Source organism: Virgibacillus ainsalahensis (genome assembly GCF_055380755.1).
Genome location: NZ_AP043943.1, coordinates 3,214,215 through 3,231,465, shown reverse-complemented (window position 1 = coordinate 3,231,465; position 17,251 = coordinate 3,214,215). Strand labels below are relative to the sequence as shown.

The following is a 17,251-nucleotide window of genomic DNA, read 5'->3' as shown; positions in this document are numbered from 1 at the left end:
TATATATCTTATCTTTTAAAAAAGGAGAAATCAAATGAAGAAGGTACTGTTTGTTGCCTCTGAATGTACACCGTTTGTTAAAACCGGGGGGCTTGCAGATGTAATCGGTTCTCTGCCCCAAAGCTTGAAGCAGCATGAACAAATAGAAGCCCGGGTAATTCTGCCGCTTTATGATGAAATTTCCGCGGAGTGGCGGGATAAAATGGCATATCATACCTCTTTGGATGTTGAACTTGGGTGGAGAAATCAGGAAGCGGATATCTATTCATTAACCTATAACGGTATTGTCTATTATTTCATCGCCAACGATTATTATTTTACACGTAAAGGTGTCTATGGATATTACGATGATGGAGAGCGGTTTGTGTTTTTTTCACGGGCAGTGATTGAGGCACTTGCTCACATCGATTTTAAACCCGATATCCTCCACGCACATGACTGGCAGGCAGGAATGACTGTCGCTCTGGCTCATATTATGCAGCCGGTTGAAGAGATGAGTACAGTATTTACGATTCATAATATTCAATACCAGGGTGTAATGCCGCTTGGAACGTTTGATGATTTTTTTCAGTTATCCAGAGAGCATATTGGAGGCATGGAATGGAACGGAATGTTGAACTGTCTCAAAAGTGCATTGTTCCATGCGGATAGAATTACTACTGTCAGTCCAAGTTATGCAGAGGAAATAAAAGATCCATACTATGGTGAAGGGCTTGATGCCATTCTTCGTGAAAGAGCGGATGATCTGACCGGGGTGCTCAATGGTATTGATACAAAAGAATACAATCCTTTAACAGATTCACTTATCCCTGTAAATTATCGTTCCTCCAGAGCGAAGAAGAGGGAAAATAAAATTGCCCTTCAGGAAAAAGCCGGACTGCCTGTTAATGGAGATATGCCGCTTTACGTAATGATTAGCCGTCTCACGGAGCAAAAAGGTGTCCATCTCATTCAGCGTATTTTAGATGAATTCCTTGAGGATGATGTGCAATTTATTCTTTTAGGTACCGGAGAAGAGGAATTTGAAGACTATTTTCGAGGAGTTGCTGACCGGCATCCCCAAAAAGCTGCAGCAATGTTAACATTTGATGAAGGATTGGCACGACATATGTATGCAGGTGCTGATTTCTTTTTGATGCCATCAAAATTTGAACCCTGTGGTTTGGCCCAACTCATTTCCCTGCAGTATAAAACAGTACCAATTGTTAGGGAAACAGGCGGTCTGAGGGATACGGTTTCATCTTATAACGAATTGACCGGAGAAGGGAATGGATTCAGTTTTCCGAATTATAATGCACACGATTTACTGAATGTATTACGGTACGCTCATAAAGTCTATCATAATCCTGAATCGTGGCAGCAACTATCCAGGAATGTAAATATGAGTCAGTTCAGCTGGAAGGATTCTGCCCGGGAATATAGTGAAATGTATGAACAGTTAACACCAATATATGGATAGGAGTGGAGCGCTCTTGCCTCAGCTTACAGCAGATACCATAAAGGAACAGATCACGATTAAATTGAGAAAAGAAAAAGGGATAGAAGTAAAGGATGCCACCACTAAAGATATCTATTATGTGCTTGCGTCACTGGTAAATGATGAAATCAGAAATGACTGGCTGAACACAAATAAGAAATATACAGAAAAAAAAGTGAAGCAGGTATATTATTTATCCATGGAGTTTCTAATCGGCAGTTTAATTGAAAGTAATCTGCTTAACTGTGGAATGCTGCATAATTCAAATCAGGCGCTGGAGGAGCTGGGATATGATCCGGAGGAAGTCTATGCTCAAGAGCATGATGCAGCTTTGGGAAATGGAGGATTGGGGCGTTTGGCGGCATGCTTCCTTGATTCGCTTGCTTCTCTTCATTATCCAGGGCATGGTTATGGCATCAGATACCGTTATGGTTTATTTGAACAGCGTATTATTCATGGCAACCAGGTGGAACTTCCGGATTATTGGCTAAAAGATCCGTACCCTTGGGAAAACCGGAAAGAAGATGAAGCAATTGTCATCCATTTTCAAGGGAATGTACATATGTTCAAGAAAAACGATGGATCGTTGGAATTCAAATATGAAAATACAGATAAAGTGATGGCAGTTCCGTACGATATTCCGGTAGTCGGATACCAGAATGAAGTGGCTAACACATTAAGGCTTTGGAGTGCAGAGCCGGTTTATCACGAAGATGAAGAAATAATAGAAAGTGAATCGGAATTTTATCATGATCTGGAGCATCAGCATTCTATTGAACAAATTACTGGTTTTTTATATCCGGATGATTCAAGTCATGAAGGAAAAGAATTGCGATTGAAGCAACAATATTTTCTTGTCTCTTCCAGTATCCAAAATATTATTCATCAATTTAAGAAAAACTATAAAATGCCACTTGGCAGGTTACCAGAAAAAGTAGTTATTCAAATTAATGATACACACCCGAGTTTGGGGATCCCGGAACTGATGCGGATTTTAATGGATGAGGAACATTTAGGCTGGGATGCAGCATGGAAAATAACCACAAAAGTCTTTGCTTACACGAATCATACAACATTGAGTGAGGCACTGGAAACATGGCCAAAAGAAATGATTAACTATCTCCTTCCAAGAATTTACATGATAATTGATGAGATTAATGAGCGTTTCTGCAAAGGGATTTGGTTTGATCATAAGGAACTGCGTGAAAAAATCCCTGAAATGGCAATCATTGCGGATGATCAGGTGCATATGGCAAGACTTGCAATTGCCGGAAGTTTTAGTGTGAATGGGGTTGCCCGGATCCATACGGAAATTTTGAAAAAACAGGAAATGAAAAATTTCTACACTCACACCCCTGATAAGTTTAATAATAAGACAAATGGAATCACGCATCGGCGATGGCTGTTACAGGTGAATCCCAAATTGGCTGAATTAATAACAGAGGTAATCGGTCCACAATGGATTAAACGTCCGAAGCAATTGATCAGCCTATTGAAATATACGAAGGACCGTCCACTGTTGGAAAAGTTCGATAAGGTGAAACATGATAATAAAAGAGCACTGGCAGCTTTTATTCACGAACGGACCGGTATTTTAGTGGATGATCAATCCATATTTGATGTACAGATTAAACGACTCCATGAATATAAACGGCAGTTGCTCAACATTTTTCATGTCATTTATTTATATAATGAGTTAAAGGAAAATCCAAAGCAGGATATGACTCCACGTACCTTTATTTTCGGAGCAAAAGCTGCACCAAGTTACCATTTGGCAAAAGAAGTAATTAAATTGATTAATACAGTTGCTTCCATTGTGAACTATGATCCGGATATTCGGGGGAAACTGAAAGTCATCTTTCTGGAAAACTACAATGTCAGCCTTGCCGAAAAAATCATTCCGGCAGCGGATATTAGTGAACAGATTTCCACTGCCAGTAAGGAAGCATCCGGTACAGGAAACATGAAGATGATGATGAATGGTGCTTTGACTCTTGGAACAATGGATGGTGCCAATATTGAAATCAACGACCTTGTTGGAGACAAGAATATGTTTATCTTCGGCTTAACAGCAGAAGAAGTATTGGACTACTACCACCATGGAGGATATAACGCGACAGACGTTTACAACACGGATGACAGGGTCAGAAGAATTATGGATCAACTGAATCAGGGAGAATTTGGTTCACAGGAAATGGAATTTAAAGATATCTATTATAATATTCTTTCCCATAATGATCCATACTTCGTGTTGAAGGACTTCGAACCGTATATCGAAACACATGAAATAGTGGAGCAGACATACAGGGACCGGCTGACATGGCTCAATCGGAGTGTGACCAATATTGCTCATTCGGGAAAATTTTCGAGTGATCAGACGATTAAACAATACGCAACAAACATATGGAAACTGAAACAGGTTTAGGTGGTGGTGCGGAATATCGTTGTCTAAAACCTTGTGAGATGCCGTTCAGGTTTCTGTGATTATCACCCTCATGGAAGTAATCATTCGCCTGAATCGAGTGAAATATCACCCTCGAGGAATTGATCATCACCTTAATCGAGTGAAATATCACCCTCGAGGAATTGATCATCGCCCGAATCGAGTGAAATATCACCCTCGAGGAAGTAATCATTAGAGTTAGTATAAAAAGTGGACACAGGGATTGATCCATGTTTTAATCAAACCTAAATCTAAAAGGACGTGTTCACTATGGCTGAAAAATACAAGACTTATAGCACTGAGTTTATGGAATATGTGACGAAAATGGTTGTCCTGGATGGTCACAAACAAACTGACATAAGTAATAAGCTGGATATCCCTTATGGAACTATAAGGAGATGGGTTCAGGCGTATAGAGATAGGCGAAAAAGGGCGGAGAAAGAGAAGCAGAACCAACTGCTCACGGCCTCGGAATATAAGGATTTGTATGAAAAGGAACGTCAAAATAGATTGGAAATGGAAGAGGAGAATGAGATTCTAAAAAAGGCGATGCACATCTTCACGCAGGAAAAGGAGTAAGGTTCGCATTTATCCATGATCATCGCATGGAGCACACCGTTACGAAGATGTGCGAAGTTCTTGGTGTGTCGACTTCTGGTTATTACGAATATGTGAAACGGTTAGAACGGGCGGAAACAGAGCGAGAAGCGTTTAATCGTTATTTGGATGAGCGTATTCTTTTTCACTATCATGATAATCATGGTTTTTATGGGAGTCCGCGCATTCACAAAAAGCTTCGTGACCGGGACAATATTGATGTCTCTAAAAAGAAAGTGACGAACCGGATGAGGAAGTTGGATCTTTATGCCACGCCGCCGAAAAAGTTCGTTCACACGACCGATTCAGGTCACAAACAGCCGACCTTTTCGAATCATTTGAATCGAGAATTTGAGCCCGAAGCACCAAATCAGGTTTGGGCGACAGATATTACCTACGTTCATACAGGGGAAGGGTTTCTGTACTTAAATCCGGTTATGGATCTTTATGCACGTCGGATAATTAGCTATCGAGTGGATGATCACATGGGACAGCAGCTTTCGCTGGACGCCTTAAAGGAAGCAATTGCCCTACGTCAGCCTGAGGAAGGATTAATCCACCATTCAGACAGAGGATCTCAATACTGTGCTAACGCTTATTTGAACACGCTTGAAGAATCTGTTGCCAAAGTCAGTATGAGCCGGAAGGGGAATCCCTATGATAACGCCTGTGTGGAGAGTTTTTTCGCTTCTTTAAAAAAAGAATTTTTGTATAAGCATGTATTTCCCACAAAAGCTGAAGCTATGTTAGCAATTCAATTTTACATCAAATTTTATAACGAGAAACGTATGCATTCGTCAATTGATTATTTGAGCCCAATGGAACGAGAAAAGATCTATGAAATGGGCCACAAAGCAGAGATCGAAAATGAACAAAAAACCTCTGCGTAAGGGAACGCATCGGTTTATGATTCGTTCCCTTACGCAGAGGCATCCAAGCGACTTGGAGAGAGTCGCGCGGAAGTAATAAAATGGTTCAATTTTGCATCTGTTTTTGTCCACTTTATTGACAGAAGTCCATCATCGCCCGAATCGAGTGAGACATCACCCTCGAGGAATTGATCATCGCCCAAATCATGTGAACCATCACTCGAATATTGCCTGGATCTTAGTATCTTAGTAATATAACCATAACAACAGGAACGATTTACAAAATAAAAGCAAAGCCATTTATCCGCTTATTGTGGATAAATGGCTTTTTTTGGTATCAGGAAGTATAGAACTATCCTACTTCATAAGCGCAATGAAGGAACGCGCCTGCCGAGGGGGAGATGAAGATCCAAAATTTGCGGAAATTATCAAAAAATATTTTGTGATATATTGCATTTCTCTAAAAAAGATAGTATGATAGGTTTCACTAATATATTGCATATAGATTTTAACTGATTTAAAAATAGCATCTGCATTTATATTAACAATCATAGGGGGTAGCAACATGAAGGAAAAACTGTCATTTTCATCTTATACAGCAATCGGAGTTATGCTATTTGCACTATTTTTCGGTGCAGGAAATCTGATTTTCCCTGCGCAGCTTGGTCAAAATGCCGGCACTAACCTTTGGCCGGCAATAGTAGGCTTTTTAATAACAGGGGTTGGCCTACCGTTACTGGGTATCATCGCAATGAGCTTTTCTGGAAGTAAAAACCTTCAGGAACTTGCAAGTAGAGTTCATCCGGGTTATGCCATATTTTTCACGTCACTTCTTTATTTGACGATTGGACCATTTTTTGCAGCTCCACGTACTGGTACAGTGGCGTATGAAGTAGGTATCATGCCATTTGTAGGTGAGGGAAATGCACAACTCGGATTACTTATTTTTACACTGATATTCTTTGCAGCGACACTCTGGTTTTCATTGAAACCGGCAAAGCTGGTTGACAATGTGGGGAAAATTTTAGCACCTGGTCTTGTTGTTCTGCTAGCCATTCTTTTGATCATGGTCTTTATTCAGCCGATGGGAACCTTTGAGGCACCTCAGGAAGCCTATGCAAGTGGGGCATTCGTAACTGGATTCCTGGAAGGTTATAATACGATGGATGCACTTGCTTCGCTGGTATTTGGTATTATCGTAATAAGTGCTATTCGTTCCATGGGTGTAACATCCAGAAAAGGAATACTTACTACAACAGCAAAAGCAGGTACTGTGGCAATCTTATTGCTTGGTTCTATCTATGTTGGAATTGCTTATTTAGGTGCAACAAGTACTGGGGTTTTTGGAATATTTGAAACTGGTGGGCCTGTTCTTAGCAGTGCCGCATCTTACTATTTCGGGACAATAGGATCTATTTTGCTGGCAGTTGCTATTACGCTTGCTTGTTTGACAACAGCAATCGGATTAACAACAGCAAATGCGGAATACTTTCATACACTATTCCCAAAAATTAGCTATAAAACATTGGTCGTATTCTTTGCGACAATCACATTTATCATTGCAAATTTCGGATTGGCAAATATTATAACTTATTCTATCCCTGTTTTGATGTTCCTATATCCTCTGGCAATTGTGCTTATGTTATTGACGTTCATTTCTCCATTATTTAATCATGCGCGTATGGTATATGTTTCGACCATTGCCGTGACATTTTTGATTAGTGTATTTGACGGTTTAAAATCACTATGTGACTCACTTGGAATTGATTATTTTAGTTGGATGGTACCTGTCGTTAACTTCTATGAACAGACACTGCCACTATATAATCAGGGCCTTGGATGGCTATTGCCGGCGGTAATTGTTATTGCGATTACAGGTGTAATTGCTCGTGTACAAAAATTATCTACCGTGAATGCATAAAAAACAAAAGCCGGTTTCCTCATATAAGAGGGAGCCGGCTTTTATTTTCTCTGTCTATTTTCTACAGGGAACTCCTCGATTGTACGTAACCAATTTCCTTTCATTATTGAAGAAACTTGTTCTTTCTCACCCTGCTTCATTAATTCTATGATTTTGTCATGCTCTTCAATGGACCTATCTGCTAAACCAACCGAATTATGGAAAAATAGCCTTCTGACATGTGGCTGCAGTGATTCAATTAGGCCGGGAATATAGGAGTTATTGGCTGTATCTACGATAATTTGATGAAATTCTTCATCGGTTTTTAAAGCTGCATAATAGCTTTCCGAACGAATTGCTTCTGCAAATCTTTTGTTAGTTTCTTTAAGCAATGTAATGACATCTTTTGTAAGGTTTTCTATGGCCAGTTCAGCGGATAATGCTTGAAGCATTGCTAATGGAGGAAGAAGGTCTTTAATCGACTCTCTTTCCACTTCAGTCACCTGTGTTGCTTTTCCCGGGTACATTTTTACAAAACCTTGTACTTCAAGAAGCTGCAGCGATTCACGTACTGGAGTTCTGCTGACACCTAATGCATTTGCAAGTTCGGTATCATTCAATTTCTCACCAGGGAGCAGTGTTCCATCAATAATCCATTGCTGGAGTTGATTGAATGCGTTTTCCTTTGCCGATTGACGAATTGGCTTTGAATGGCTACTTGGTATGGGCATTGTAACCCCTCCTTTAAAGTAAGTAATGTAAATATAGTATACACGAAAATGAATAAAATTGATATACAATATATCGCATTTAAGTGAGGGGCCTGTAAGTGAGGGGCCTGTCCCCCGTTACGTTAAAGCGTTAAAGTGGTGAGGGCCAGGTCCCTGCGGAAGTGAGTTCTTTGTTTTCCACATAGGTACAGTAATTTTCCTTTTGGGGTTCTTGAAAGTATGATAAAACTCGTTTGGTTTCTAGTAACGGATGGTCTTTGGCATCATCTATATAATAATGATAGCTGCTCCAAAGATATTGTTCAGGTTTAAGCATCATTTTAGCTTCTTTTGGGTTTAAATGGATATATTTACTTGCCTGAAGAAAGTACTGGATTGTATCAATCAGTTTTCCGTGGTAACGGCCTTGAAATACATGACCACTTAAATCATACCGTTTATTAAAATAGATGGCGTAACGGGAATGGATGAATTTGATGATGGTGCCAGGCGGTTCTTTTTTTGTTTCAAGAAGCAGGTGAATATGGTTTGGCATGAGGCAATATGCATGAAGAGAAAATGAAATGTCCTTTTTACATAAGCCGAGAAGATTTATATAATGCTGATAATCGTAATAATCATAAAATATATTATCACGACGAATTCCACGGGCTGTAATATGGTAGGTCGCACCTGGAAACCATACCCGGTGTTTTCGAGCCATTTAATGGGCCTCCTTTTCTAAGATAACTTGATGATACTCTAATTGAGCTGTTTAAACAAAGAGGGAATAAGTCATTTTGGCTCCCAGTACCCATTGAGAATTTCAAAATTATTTATGGAAAAGTTAAAAACAGCGAGAGAATTATAGTGTAATATACGGTTTTATAGTTTTTACTTTAACGATTTAGCGCAGTGGGGGACAGACCCCCAGTTGACCAAGGTGGTCGATGGTGTTATTATGTAATCGACCGATGTGGTCTGTGCGGTTGGTAATTAGCATTAAAATAATGAAATGGGGTTGAGCTGATGTGAATGAGACATTTAAAAACCTTGATACTCAGAAACAAAAGCGAATTTTGAATGCCGCAATGAAGGAGTTTGCGGAAAATGGATATGAAAAGGCTTCAACGAATCAAATCGTTAAAAGTGCCGGCATAGGAAAGGGGATGCTTTTTCACTATTTCAATAATAAAAAGGATCTTTATCATTATCTGATTGATTATGCCATTAACATCCTTCTTCATGAATATATTTATCTTATCGATACGAAAGAACGGGACTTCATCGAACGCTTAAAACAGATTGCTCAGGTTAAGTGGGAATATCAGCAAGAAAATCCAAATGTCAGTAATTTCATAAGTGTTGTTTATTTGAATGAGGAAGAAGAAATACCTGCAGAATTACATGCACACCTAATAGAATTCCAGAAAAAAGGAAATGCCATGATTTATGAGAATATCGATAAAAGTCTTTTTCGCAATGATATTAATGTAGACAAAGCTTTTCAGCTCATTAGATGGTCCATAGAAGGTTATCAGAATGAGTTAATGGCACACTTTAAAGATAAAAAAATTGCTTACGTCGATTTAACGCCATACTGGGATGAATTTTATGAATACCTGGACGTATTAAAAACGAGTTTTTATAACCAATAGGAGGGATAAAATGAGTTTGTTAAAGGTTAGTAATGTAACCAAAAAATTCGGAAAGTTTACCGCGTTAGATGGAGTGAACCTGGAAGTGAATGAAGGAGAAATATATGGTTTCATTGGACCAAATGGCGCAGGAAAATCAACAACCATCCGTGTGCTGCTCGGTATTTTAAAGGCAACAGAGGGAAAGGCAGAAATTTTCGGCAAAGATGCATGGTCAGATGCTGTTGACATTCATAAGCGGATTGCATATGTTCCTGGTGATGTAAATTTATGGCCAAACTTAACTGGCGGAGAGGTTATTGATCTATTTGTAAAGTTACGTGGAGGTAATAATAAAAACCGACGCGAAGAATTAATTAGAAAATTCGACCTTGACCCCACCAAAAAATGCAGAACCTATTCCAAAGGGAACCGGCAGAAGGTTGCATTGGTTGCTGCTTTTGCTTCCGATGCAGACTTTTATATCCTGGATGAGCCGACGTCTGGTCTTGATCCATTAATGGAACAGGTCTTCCAGGAGTGTGTCCTCGATGTAAAAAGAGCAGGGAAGAGTGTTCTGCTGTCCAGTCATATTTTATCAGAAGTAGAAAAATTATGTGACAGGGTTGGTATTATTCGCCAAGGGAAAATGATTGAAACAGGTACGTTAAGTGAACTGCGTCATTTAACACGTACAAATTTGCTTGTCGAAACGAAGGAGCCACTTTCTGGTTTACATCAATTAATCGGTGTTCATGCTTTGGAAGAAACAGAGCAAGGGTTGTCATTTCAGGTGGATACAGAAGAATTGGACAATGTGATTAGGCATGTAAGTGAATTTGGCATTGTGAAATTAGAAAGTGCACCACCAACCCTGGAGGATTTATTTATGCGTCATTATGATAATAAGAGTGAGACTGAGGCAGGAGGTGTATCCTGATGGCCGGGTCAATCTCTAAAAATACCGGATCACTTTCCAGGCTGATTCTAAGAAGGGATCGCATTCGTATTCCATTATGGTTAATTGGAATTACATTCTTTACGCTTATTGTTCCTATTGCCTTTGCGGATTTATATCCTTCTGAGCAAGATAGAGTTGGGATGGCTCAGACAATGGAAAATCCCGCGATGACAGCGATGGTAGGTCCGGCAGATTTGAATAACTATACAATTGGAGTGATGTCAGCACATCAAATGCTGCTTTTTACAGCGATTGTTGCCGGACTTATGAGTATTTTATTAGTGTCTCGCCATACGCGGGCAGATGAAGAAGATGGACGTATTGAAATGATCCGGTCCTTGCCAGTCGGGAGATTATCCAATCTAAATGCAACGTTACTGGTTATAAGTGCAACGAATGTGATTTTGGCACTGATTACGGGTTTTGGATTATATGCATTAGGTATAGAAAGCATGGGGGTGGAAGGATCTTTACTATACGGTACAGTATTAGGCGCAACCGGTATTTTCTTTGCCGGTGTGACAGCAATTTTCGCCCAGCTTTCAGAGAGCTCCCGTGGTACAATCGGTTATTCCATCGCCGTGTTGCTTATCGCCTATCTCATCCGCGCTGTTGCTGATGTAAGTAACGAAGCATTATCATGGATCTCTCCCTTAGGTTGGGTTCCCCAGACGCAAATCTATTCGAATAATAATTGGTGGCCGATGCTGTTGATGATTGGTGTATCTATCATTCTATTCATCTTGGCAAATTATTTGAATGCCATTCGGGATTTGGGGGCTGGTTTTTTTCCGTCAAAACCGGGCAGGAAATATGCTTCGGCCTTTCTGCAAACTCCTATTGGTCTCAGTTTAAAGCTGCAGCGTACGGGAATAATTTCCTGGGCTGTTGGTATGTTTGTGATGGGACTTTCCTATGGCTCTGTTTTAGGTGATCTGGAAGCATTTTTTTCAGGTAATGAGATGATGGAGCAGATGCTGATGCAGGAGGAAGGGTATACATTAACGGAGCAATTTATCCCCATGTTAATGATCATAATGGCTTTACTTGCAACAGTGCCTCCTGTGATGGCAATAAATAAACTTTATGGGGAAGAGAAGAAAAATCGCGTTGAACATTTACTTGGAAGAGCTGTTTCCCGTATAAGGCTGATGGGCGGTTACCTTCTCATTGCTATGGTGAATGGATTTATCATGCTTTCACTTACTGCAATTGGTCTTTGGGCTGCAGGAGATGCTGTCATGGAAGACGGCTTTGAATTTGGAACAATCTATGGAGCAGCACTCGTATATTATCCGGCAATACTTGTCATGATTGGTATTGCTGTATTGCTCATTGGTTTTCTGCCAAAGCTCACCAGCCTCATTTGGCTCTATGTATTTTACTCCTTCATTGTGCTATATTTAGGAGGGTTATTTCAATTTCCGGACTGGGTTGGAAAGCTCTCTCCGTTCGGCTATATTCCCCAGCTTCCAGTAGAAGAAATGGAAACCATGCCGGTTATTGTTCTGACAATCATTGCGGCTGTGTTAGTGATTGCTGGTTTCATAGGATATAGGAAGCGGGATATAGAAGGATAGATTTTTTGGGGTCTGTCCCCCATCACTTTAAAGCGTTAATGTAGTGGGGGACAGACCCCCGCTAAAAAGATTGGAGTTATATCATGAAAGAACAACAAAGGGGACTAAAGCCTTTTATATCCCTTATATTATCAACAAATATCCCAAAAATGGTACTGACATTGGGTTTAATAGGCAGTCTTATTACAACACTTGTAGGACTTACGATACCATTGCTCACACGGGAGCTTGTGGATGGATTTTCATTGGAATCTCTAAGCCCGCTAATCATTATTGCTATTGTGTTAGCATTTATTTTGCATGCGGTTATTGATGGGTTTTCTACTTACCTGCTGGCTGCAGTGGGGCAGCGAATTGTGGCGAGATTACGGGAATTCATGTGGTTAAAGCTTATTCGCATGCCAGTAAGCTATTTTGATAAAAATGCGAGTGGTGAATCAGTCAGTCGTGTGGTTAATGATACAGGTATTGTACGGGATTTAATCTCCCAGCATTTTCCGCAGTTCATTTCAGGAATCATATCGATTATAGGAGCTGTCATTATACTGTTTATTATGGATTGGAAAATGACACTATTAATGATGATTTCTGTACCGGTTACGGTGGTTATAATGCTTCCATTAGGAAATAAAATGGCAAGAATATCACGCAGCCTTCAGGATGAAACAGCTGATTTTACAGGGAGTATTCAACAAACATTGGCTGAAATTCGATTAATGAAATCTTCAACAGCTGAAGGCGTGGAAGAAAAGAAAGGTATATCCGGTATTGGAAAAATGCTGGGGCTTGGTTTGAAAGAAGCTCGGATTATTGCCTTGATTGGTCCACTGATGTATATGATAGTTATGTTTGTCGTTGTAGTTATTATCGGTTATGGAGGTATCCGTGTGGCAGAGGGTTCGATGTCCACCGGTTCCCTTGTTGCATTCCTGCTTTACCTGTTTCAAATCATTTTTCCGATTACAACATTTGCCATGTTCTTCACCCAATTGCAAAAAGCGAAAGGGGCAACAGAGCGGATTATTGCAATTTTGGAATTGCCTCAAGAAGCAGGGCAGGAAGGAATAGAGAAAGAAATTGGCAATGAATCGATTCAGGTTTCCAATGTGTCTTTCGGTTATAACGAAGCAGAACCTGTAATCAGAAATGTGTCATTTGAAGCTAAGCCAGGGGAAAAGATTGCATTTGCCGGTCCAAGTGGTGGCGGGAAAACTACATTATTTGGTTTGCTTGAAAGGTATTATGAGCCAACATCCGGGGAAATTCTAATTGGCAGCACATCAATAAACGAGTTGTCCTTGAAATCATGGCGTAGTCAAATTGGATATGTTTCACAGGAAAGCGCCATGATGGCCGGAACCATTCGTGAAAACCTGACATATGGATTACATAATGCCGATAATATACCAGAGGAACGACTGTGGGAAGTGGCTGAAATGGCTTATGCTGATCAATTTATTAAATCTTTTTCAGCAGGACTGGATACAAAAGTTGGGGAACGCGGTATCAAACTGTCCGGTGGCCAGCGTCAGCGGATTAATATTGCCAGAGCATTCCTGCGAGACCCTAAAATTCTGATGATGGACGAGGCAACAGCTAGTCTTGACAGCCAATCGGAAAAGGTTGTCCAACAGGCATTAACCCGGTTGATGGAAGGGCGCACAACCTTCGTTATCGCCCACAGGTTATCTACCATCGTTGATGCGGATAAAATCCTTTTTATTGAGCAGGGACAAGTAACAGGTAGCGGTACCCATGTGGAGCTGACGGCATCACATGCGTTGTATCGTGAATTTGCAGACCAACAATTGACTTGAATAAGAGGCCTCTAAAAGTGGGGGCCTCTTATTATTGTGCTGACAACAAATGATTTGATTAAAATGGCTTGTAGATGTATAATTTCTTATCTATTTCAATTGAAAATGCTAAACAATGAAAAGTAAGAGAGGAGTTTAATATATGAGTTCTACCGCGAACACATCATGGGATTTACCCAAAGGTCAAAAAGCGGCCATGATTGCCTCTTTGTTAATTGGTGCATTCATGGGGATTATAAATGAAACATTACTGGCAACAGCCTTACCGACCATTCAGGAAGCATTTGGAATTACACAAGGGGAAGTTCAATGGCTGACGACAGCATTTCTTATGACAAATGGAATCATGATCCCGATTTCAGCTTATTTAATTGAGCGTTTCTCTACACGTGCTTTATTCTTAACGGCAATAGGTCTGTTTGGTACAGGGACACTTATTTCCGCCGTTGCGCCAGCTTTTTCTATCCTTCTCCTAGGAAGAATTGTTCAGGCTTCCGGTTCAGGAATTATGCTTCCGTTATTAATGACGGTGCTTCTGGCCATTATTCCGATTGAACGCCGTGGAACTGCAATGGGCATGATTGGGATTGTCATTTCCTTTGGACCGGCAATTGGACCGACGCTTTCCGGCTGGCTATTGGAGCACTTTGAATGGCGAGCCTTGTTTTTCACTGTCTTGCCAATCGTTGCTATTACGATTACGGTGGCTGCCATTTTCTTGAAAAATGTGACAGAACTGGGCAAACCAAAGCTTGATGTTGCTTCCATTATTTTATCTTCGTTCGGGTTTGGAGGATTTCTTTATGGATTTAGTACTGCAGCAGAGAGGGGATGGACTAGTCCTGTGGTACTTCTTTGCATTATAGGTGGAGCGGTTGTGATTGGGCTATTTATATGGAGACAGTTCACGTTGCAAGCACCAATGCTGGAATTCCGTGTCTTTAAATTTCATATTTTTACACTTGCGATTATCATTACAATGGCTGTACTGATTTCCCTGATTGGTGCAGAAACCCTGCTTCCTTTATTTATGCAAAATGTGCTTGGATTTACACCACTTGAATCCGGCTTAATGCTTCTTCCAGGTGCAATCGTCATTGGAATTATGTCACCAATCACAGGACGCCTGTTTGATATGTTTGGAGCAAAGTGGCTGGCGATTACCGGTCTTACAATTGTAACGGTAACAACGTTTCTATTCACCCAATTGTCACTGGAAACCTCGTTCACTTTTTTAACAGTGGTATATGCAATTAGGATGTTTGGGCTTTCCTTTACCCTCATGCCTGTAATGACATCGGCTCTGAACCAATTGCCGGTTAAATGGTATGCTCATGGATCTGCAATGGCGAATACAATGCAGCAAATCTCTGCAGCCATTGGGACGGCAATCCTTGTCACGCTTGTTAGTGTGGGAGCCCAGCAATATCAGCCTGGAGTAAATACCTCTGGAAGCCTGATACCACAACTGGCACAAGTTGAAGGATTTGAATGGGCATTTATGGGAAGTACAATTCTCGCATTTATTGCGTTAGTCCTTTCATTATTCCTGAGATCTCCAAAAAAAGAAAAAGAAATGACTGGTGTGAATGCGGATTAGTATTAGAATTTTTGAGATATGAAAGGATTGAGTCCGGCTAAACGTCGGACTCTTTTAAAGTGCAAACAAGAAAAAGACGAAGTAAATCGCTTAGAATTTAGCATCGAATTTAAGTTGGAATAAAAATAGCAGGGAGTGATTTGAAATAAATTATCCCCTGCTATTTTTTCCATGTTAATTAAATGACATCAAGCATATGAAGGACATTTCTTATGCGAATCACAAGATAAATGGTCATCATCAAGGAAATGAAGGACATTTCTTATGCGAATCACAAGATAAATGGTCATCATCAAGGAAATGAAGGACATTTCTTATGCGAATCACAATATAAATGATCATCATCAAGCATATGAAGGACATTTCTTATACGAATCACAAGATAAATGGTCATCATCAAGGAAATGAAGGACATTTCTTATGTGAATCACAATATAAATGGTCATCATCAAGGAAATGAAGGACATTTCTTATGCGAATCACAAGATAAATGGTCATCATCAAGGAAATGAAGGACATTTCTTATGCGAATCACAAGATAAATGGTCATCATCAAGCATATGAAGGACATTTCTTATGTGAATCACATCGAACTCTTGTTTTAATATAAGGTCCATATTGAAACCTCTCCCAGCACTTATCCGTAGTAATATTAAGACACAACAAGGAGGGGCATGATTGCGATATCTGAGGGTGTTTTTTATATTGGTTGTTTTTTTAACTGTTTTCTTAACCGCTTGTAACAATGGAGAAGGAGGTGCTGAAGAAAATCAGGAAGAAGAAACAAATGAAGGGGAGGAACCGATGAAACCAGAAGAATTATCCGATGTTTTCCTGGAAGGGGATTATGAGAGGATGTACGGTCAGATGAGCAAAGCATTTCAGGATGAAGTGTCCCTGGAGCAACTGCAGGAGATAGGTGAAGAATTTAATAAAGGAGTTACTACATATACATTACAATCTGAGGTTCCTTATGTTGATGGCGGGCAGCAATATGTTTGGACAGATGACAGTGGTTCCAAAGGGATGGTGGCAGTCTTTGATGAGCATGATATTCTGCAGGGATTCCAGGTTATGCCACTCGCGGTCTACCCGAAAACAGATGAAGTATATACTGAAACAGTATTTGATTTGCCTTTTCAGGATGAGTGGTTCGTTGTTTGGGGCGGTACGAACAGTTTGCTGAATTACCATTATGAATATGAAAATCAGCGCTATGCTTACGATTTCTTGATCATGAACGAAAACAGCACCTACGAAGGGGATCCAACCAAAAACGAAAGCTATTATGCATTTGGTAAGGAATATCTTGCCCCAGCTGATGGGACGGTCGTTAAAGTAGAAAATGATGTGGAAGATAATAAACCGGTTGGTGAAATGAATGAGGAGTCATCTATGGGCAATTATGTCATCCTTGACCATGGTAATGAGGAATACAGTTATCTTGCTCACTTCAAATACCAATCAATTGAAGTCAAGGAAGGGGATGAAGTCAAACAAGGTGAGCTGCTTGGAATAGTAGGAAACTCTGGAAATTCCAGTGAACCACATATCCATTTTCATGTTGCTGACTCTGCAGACCCAACGGATTCAAAAGCCATTCGAATTAACTTCAAGCGCGAAGAAGAATTTATCCAAGGGGATTTTGTGGAATAAGTTC

Annotated in this window: 13 protein-coding genes; 11 read left to right on the top strand and 2 right to left on the bottom strand. The window is 40.2% G+C overall.

All coding sequences use genetic code 11. The features are described 5' to 3' along the window. Positions 1-34: 34 nt before the first annotated feature. From glgA to brnQ, 5 genes are all read left to right on the top strand, one after another. Entirely contained in the window at positions 35-1,459 is a 1,425-nt protein-coding gene (gene glgA, locus ACZ427_RS15915; protein ID WP_461176754.1) for a glycogen synthase GlgA, read from the top strand. A gap of 13 nt (positions 1,460-1,472) precedes the next feature. Then, a complete protein-coding gene (locus ACZ427_RS15910) occupies positions 1,473-3,902 on the top strand; it encodes a glycogen/starch/alpha-glucan phosphorylase (RefSeq protein ID WP_464883461.1) in 2,430 nt (809 codons plus the stop codon). A gap of 288 nt (positions 3,903-4,190) precedes the next feature. Then, a complete protein-coding gene (locus ACZ427_RS15905; protein ID WP_464883460.1) occupies positions 4,191-4,499 on the top strand; it encodes a transposase in 309 nt (102 codons plus the stop codon). A 26-nt stretch (positions 4,500-4,525) separates the two neighbouring features. After that, positions 4,526-5,407, top strand: a complete 882-nt coding sequence (locus tag ACZ427_RS15900) for an IS3 family transposase (RefSeq protein ID WP_464883459.1) — start codon at positions 4,526-4,528, stop codon at positions 5,405-5,407. A 544-nt stretch (positions 5,408-5,951) separates the two neighbouring features. Further along, positions 5,952-7,307 (top strand): branched-chain amino acid transport system II carrier protein, encoded by a 1,356-nt coding sequence (gene brnQ / locus ACZ427_RS15895; RefSeq protein ID WP_461177062.1) that lies wholly within the window; start codon positions 5,952-5,954, stop codon positions 7,305-7,307. Between the two features lie 41 nt (positions 7,308-7,348). Here brnQ and ACZ427_RS15890 read toward each other — a convergent pair whose 3' ends face one another. Both ACZ427_RS15890 and ACZ427_RS15885 read right to left on the bottom strand, forming a co-directional pair. Beyond that, positions 7,349-8,017: a GntR family transcriptional regulator gene (locus ACZ427_RS15890; protein WP_461177061.1), complete on the bottom strand. Its 669-nt coding sequence runs from the start codon at positions 8,015-8,017 to the stop codon at positions 7,349-7,351. A 130-nt stretch (positions 8,018-8,147) separates the two neighbouring features. Beyond that, entirely contained in the window at positions 8,148-8,720 is a 573-nt protein-coding gene (locus ACZ427_RS15885; RefSeq protein WP_461177060.1) for a transposase, read from the bottom strand. Between the two features lie 307 nt (positions 8,721-9,027). Between ACZ427_RS15885 and ACZ427_RS15880 the strand changes: the two genes are divergently transcribed. The 6 genes from ACZ427_RS15880 (at position 9,028) to ACZ427_RS15855 (ending at position 17,247) form a co-directional block, all read left to right on the top strand. Next, positions 9,028-9,654 carry a TetR/AcrR family transcriptional regulator gene (locus ACZ427_RS15880; protein ID WP_461177059.1) on the top strand — a complete coding sequence of 209 codons (627 nt, stop codon included), beginning with the start codon at positions 9,028-9,030 and terminating at the stop codon, positions 9,652-9,654. A gap of 10 nt (positions 9,655-9,664) precedes the next feature. After that, a complete protein-coding gene (locus ACZ427_RS15875) occupies positions 9,665-10,573 on the top strand; it encodes an ABC transporter ATP-binding protein (RefSeq protein WP_461177058.1) in 909 nt (302 codons plus the stop codon). Beyond that, on the top strand, positions 10,573-12,174 hold the full coding sequence (locus ACZ427_RS15870; protein WP_461177057.1) for an ABC transporter permease: 1,602 nt from the start codon (positions 10,573-10,575) through the stop codon (positions 12,172-12,174). Before ACZ427_RS15875 ends, ACZ427_RS15870 begins: the two co-directional genes overlap by 1 nt. An 83-nt stretch (positions 12,175-12,257) precedes the next feature. Next, positions 12,258-13,991, top strand: a complete 1,734-nt coding sequence (locus ACZ427_RS15865) for an ABC transporter ATP-binding protein (RefSeq protein ID WP_461177056.1) — start codon at positions 12,258-12,260, stop codon at positions 13,989-13,991. A gap of 142 nt (positions 13,992-14,133) precedes the next feature. Continuing rightward, complete coding sequence (locus tag ACZ427_RS15860; RefSeq protein WP_461177055.1) at positions 14,134-15,591, top strand: MDR family MFS transporter; 1,458 nt, start codon at positions 14,134-14,136, stop codon at positions 15,589-15,591. 678 nt (positions 15,592-16,269) lie between these two features. Next, positions 16,270-17,247, top strand: a complete 978-nt coding sequence (locus ACZ427_RS15855; protein WP_461177054.1) for a M23 family metallopeptidase — start codon at positions 16,270-16,272, stop codon at positions 17,245-17,247. The last annotated feature ends 4 nt before the right edge of the window (positions 17,248-17,251 follow it).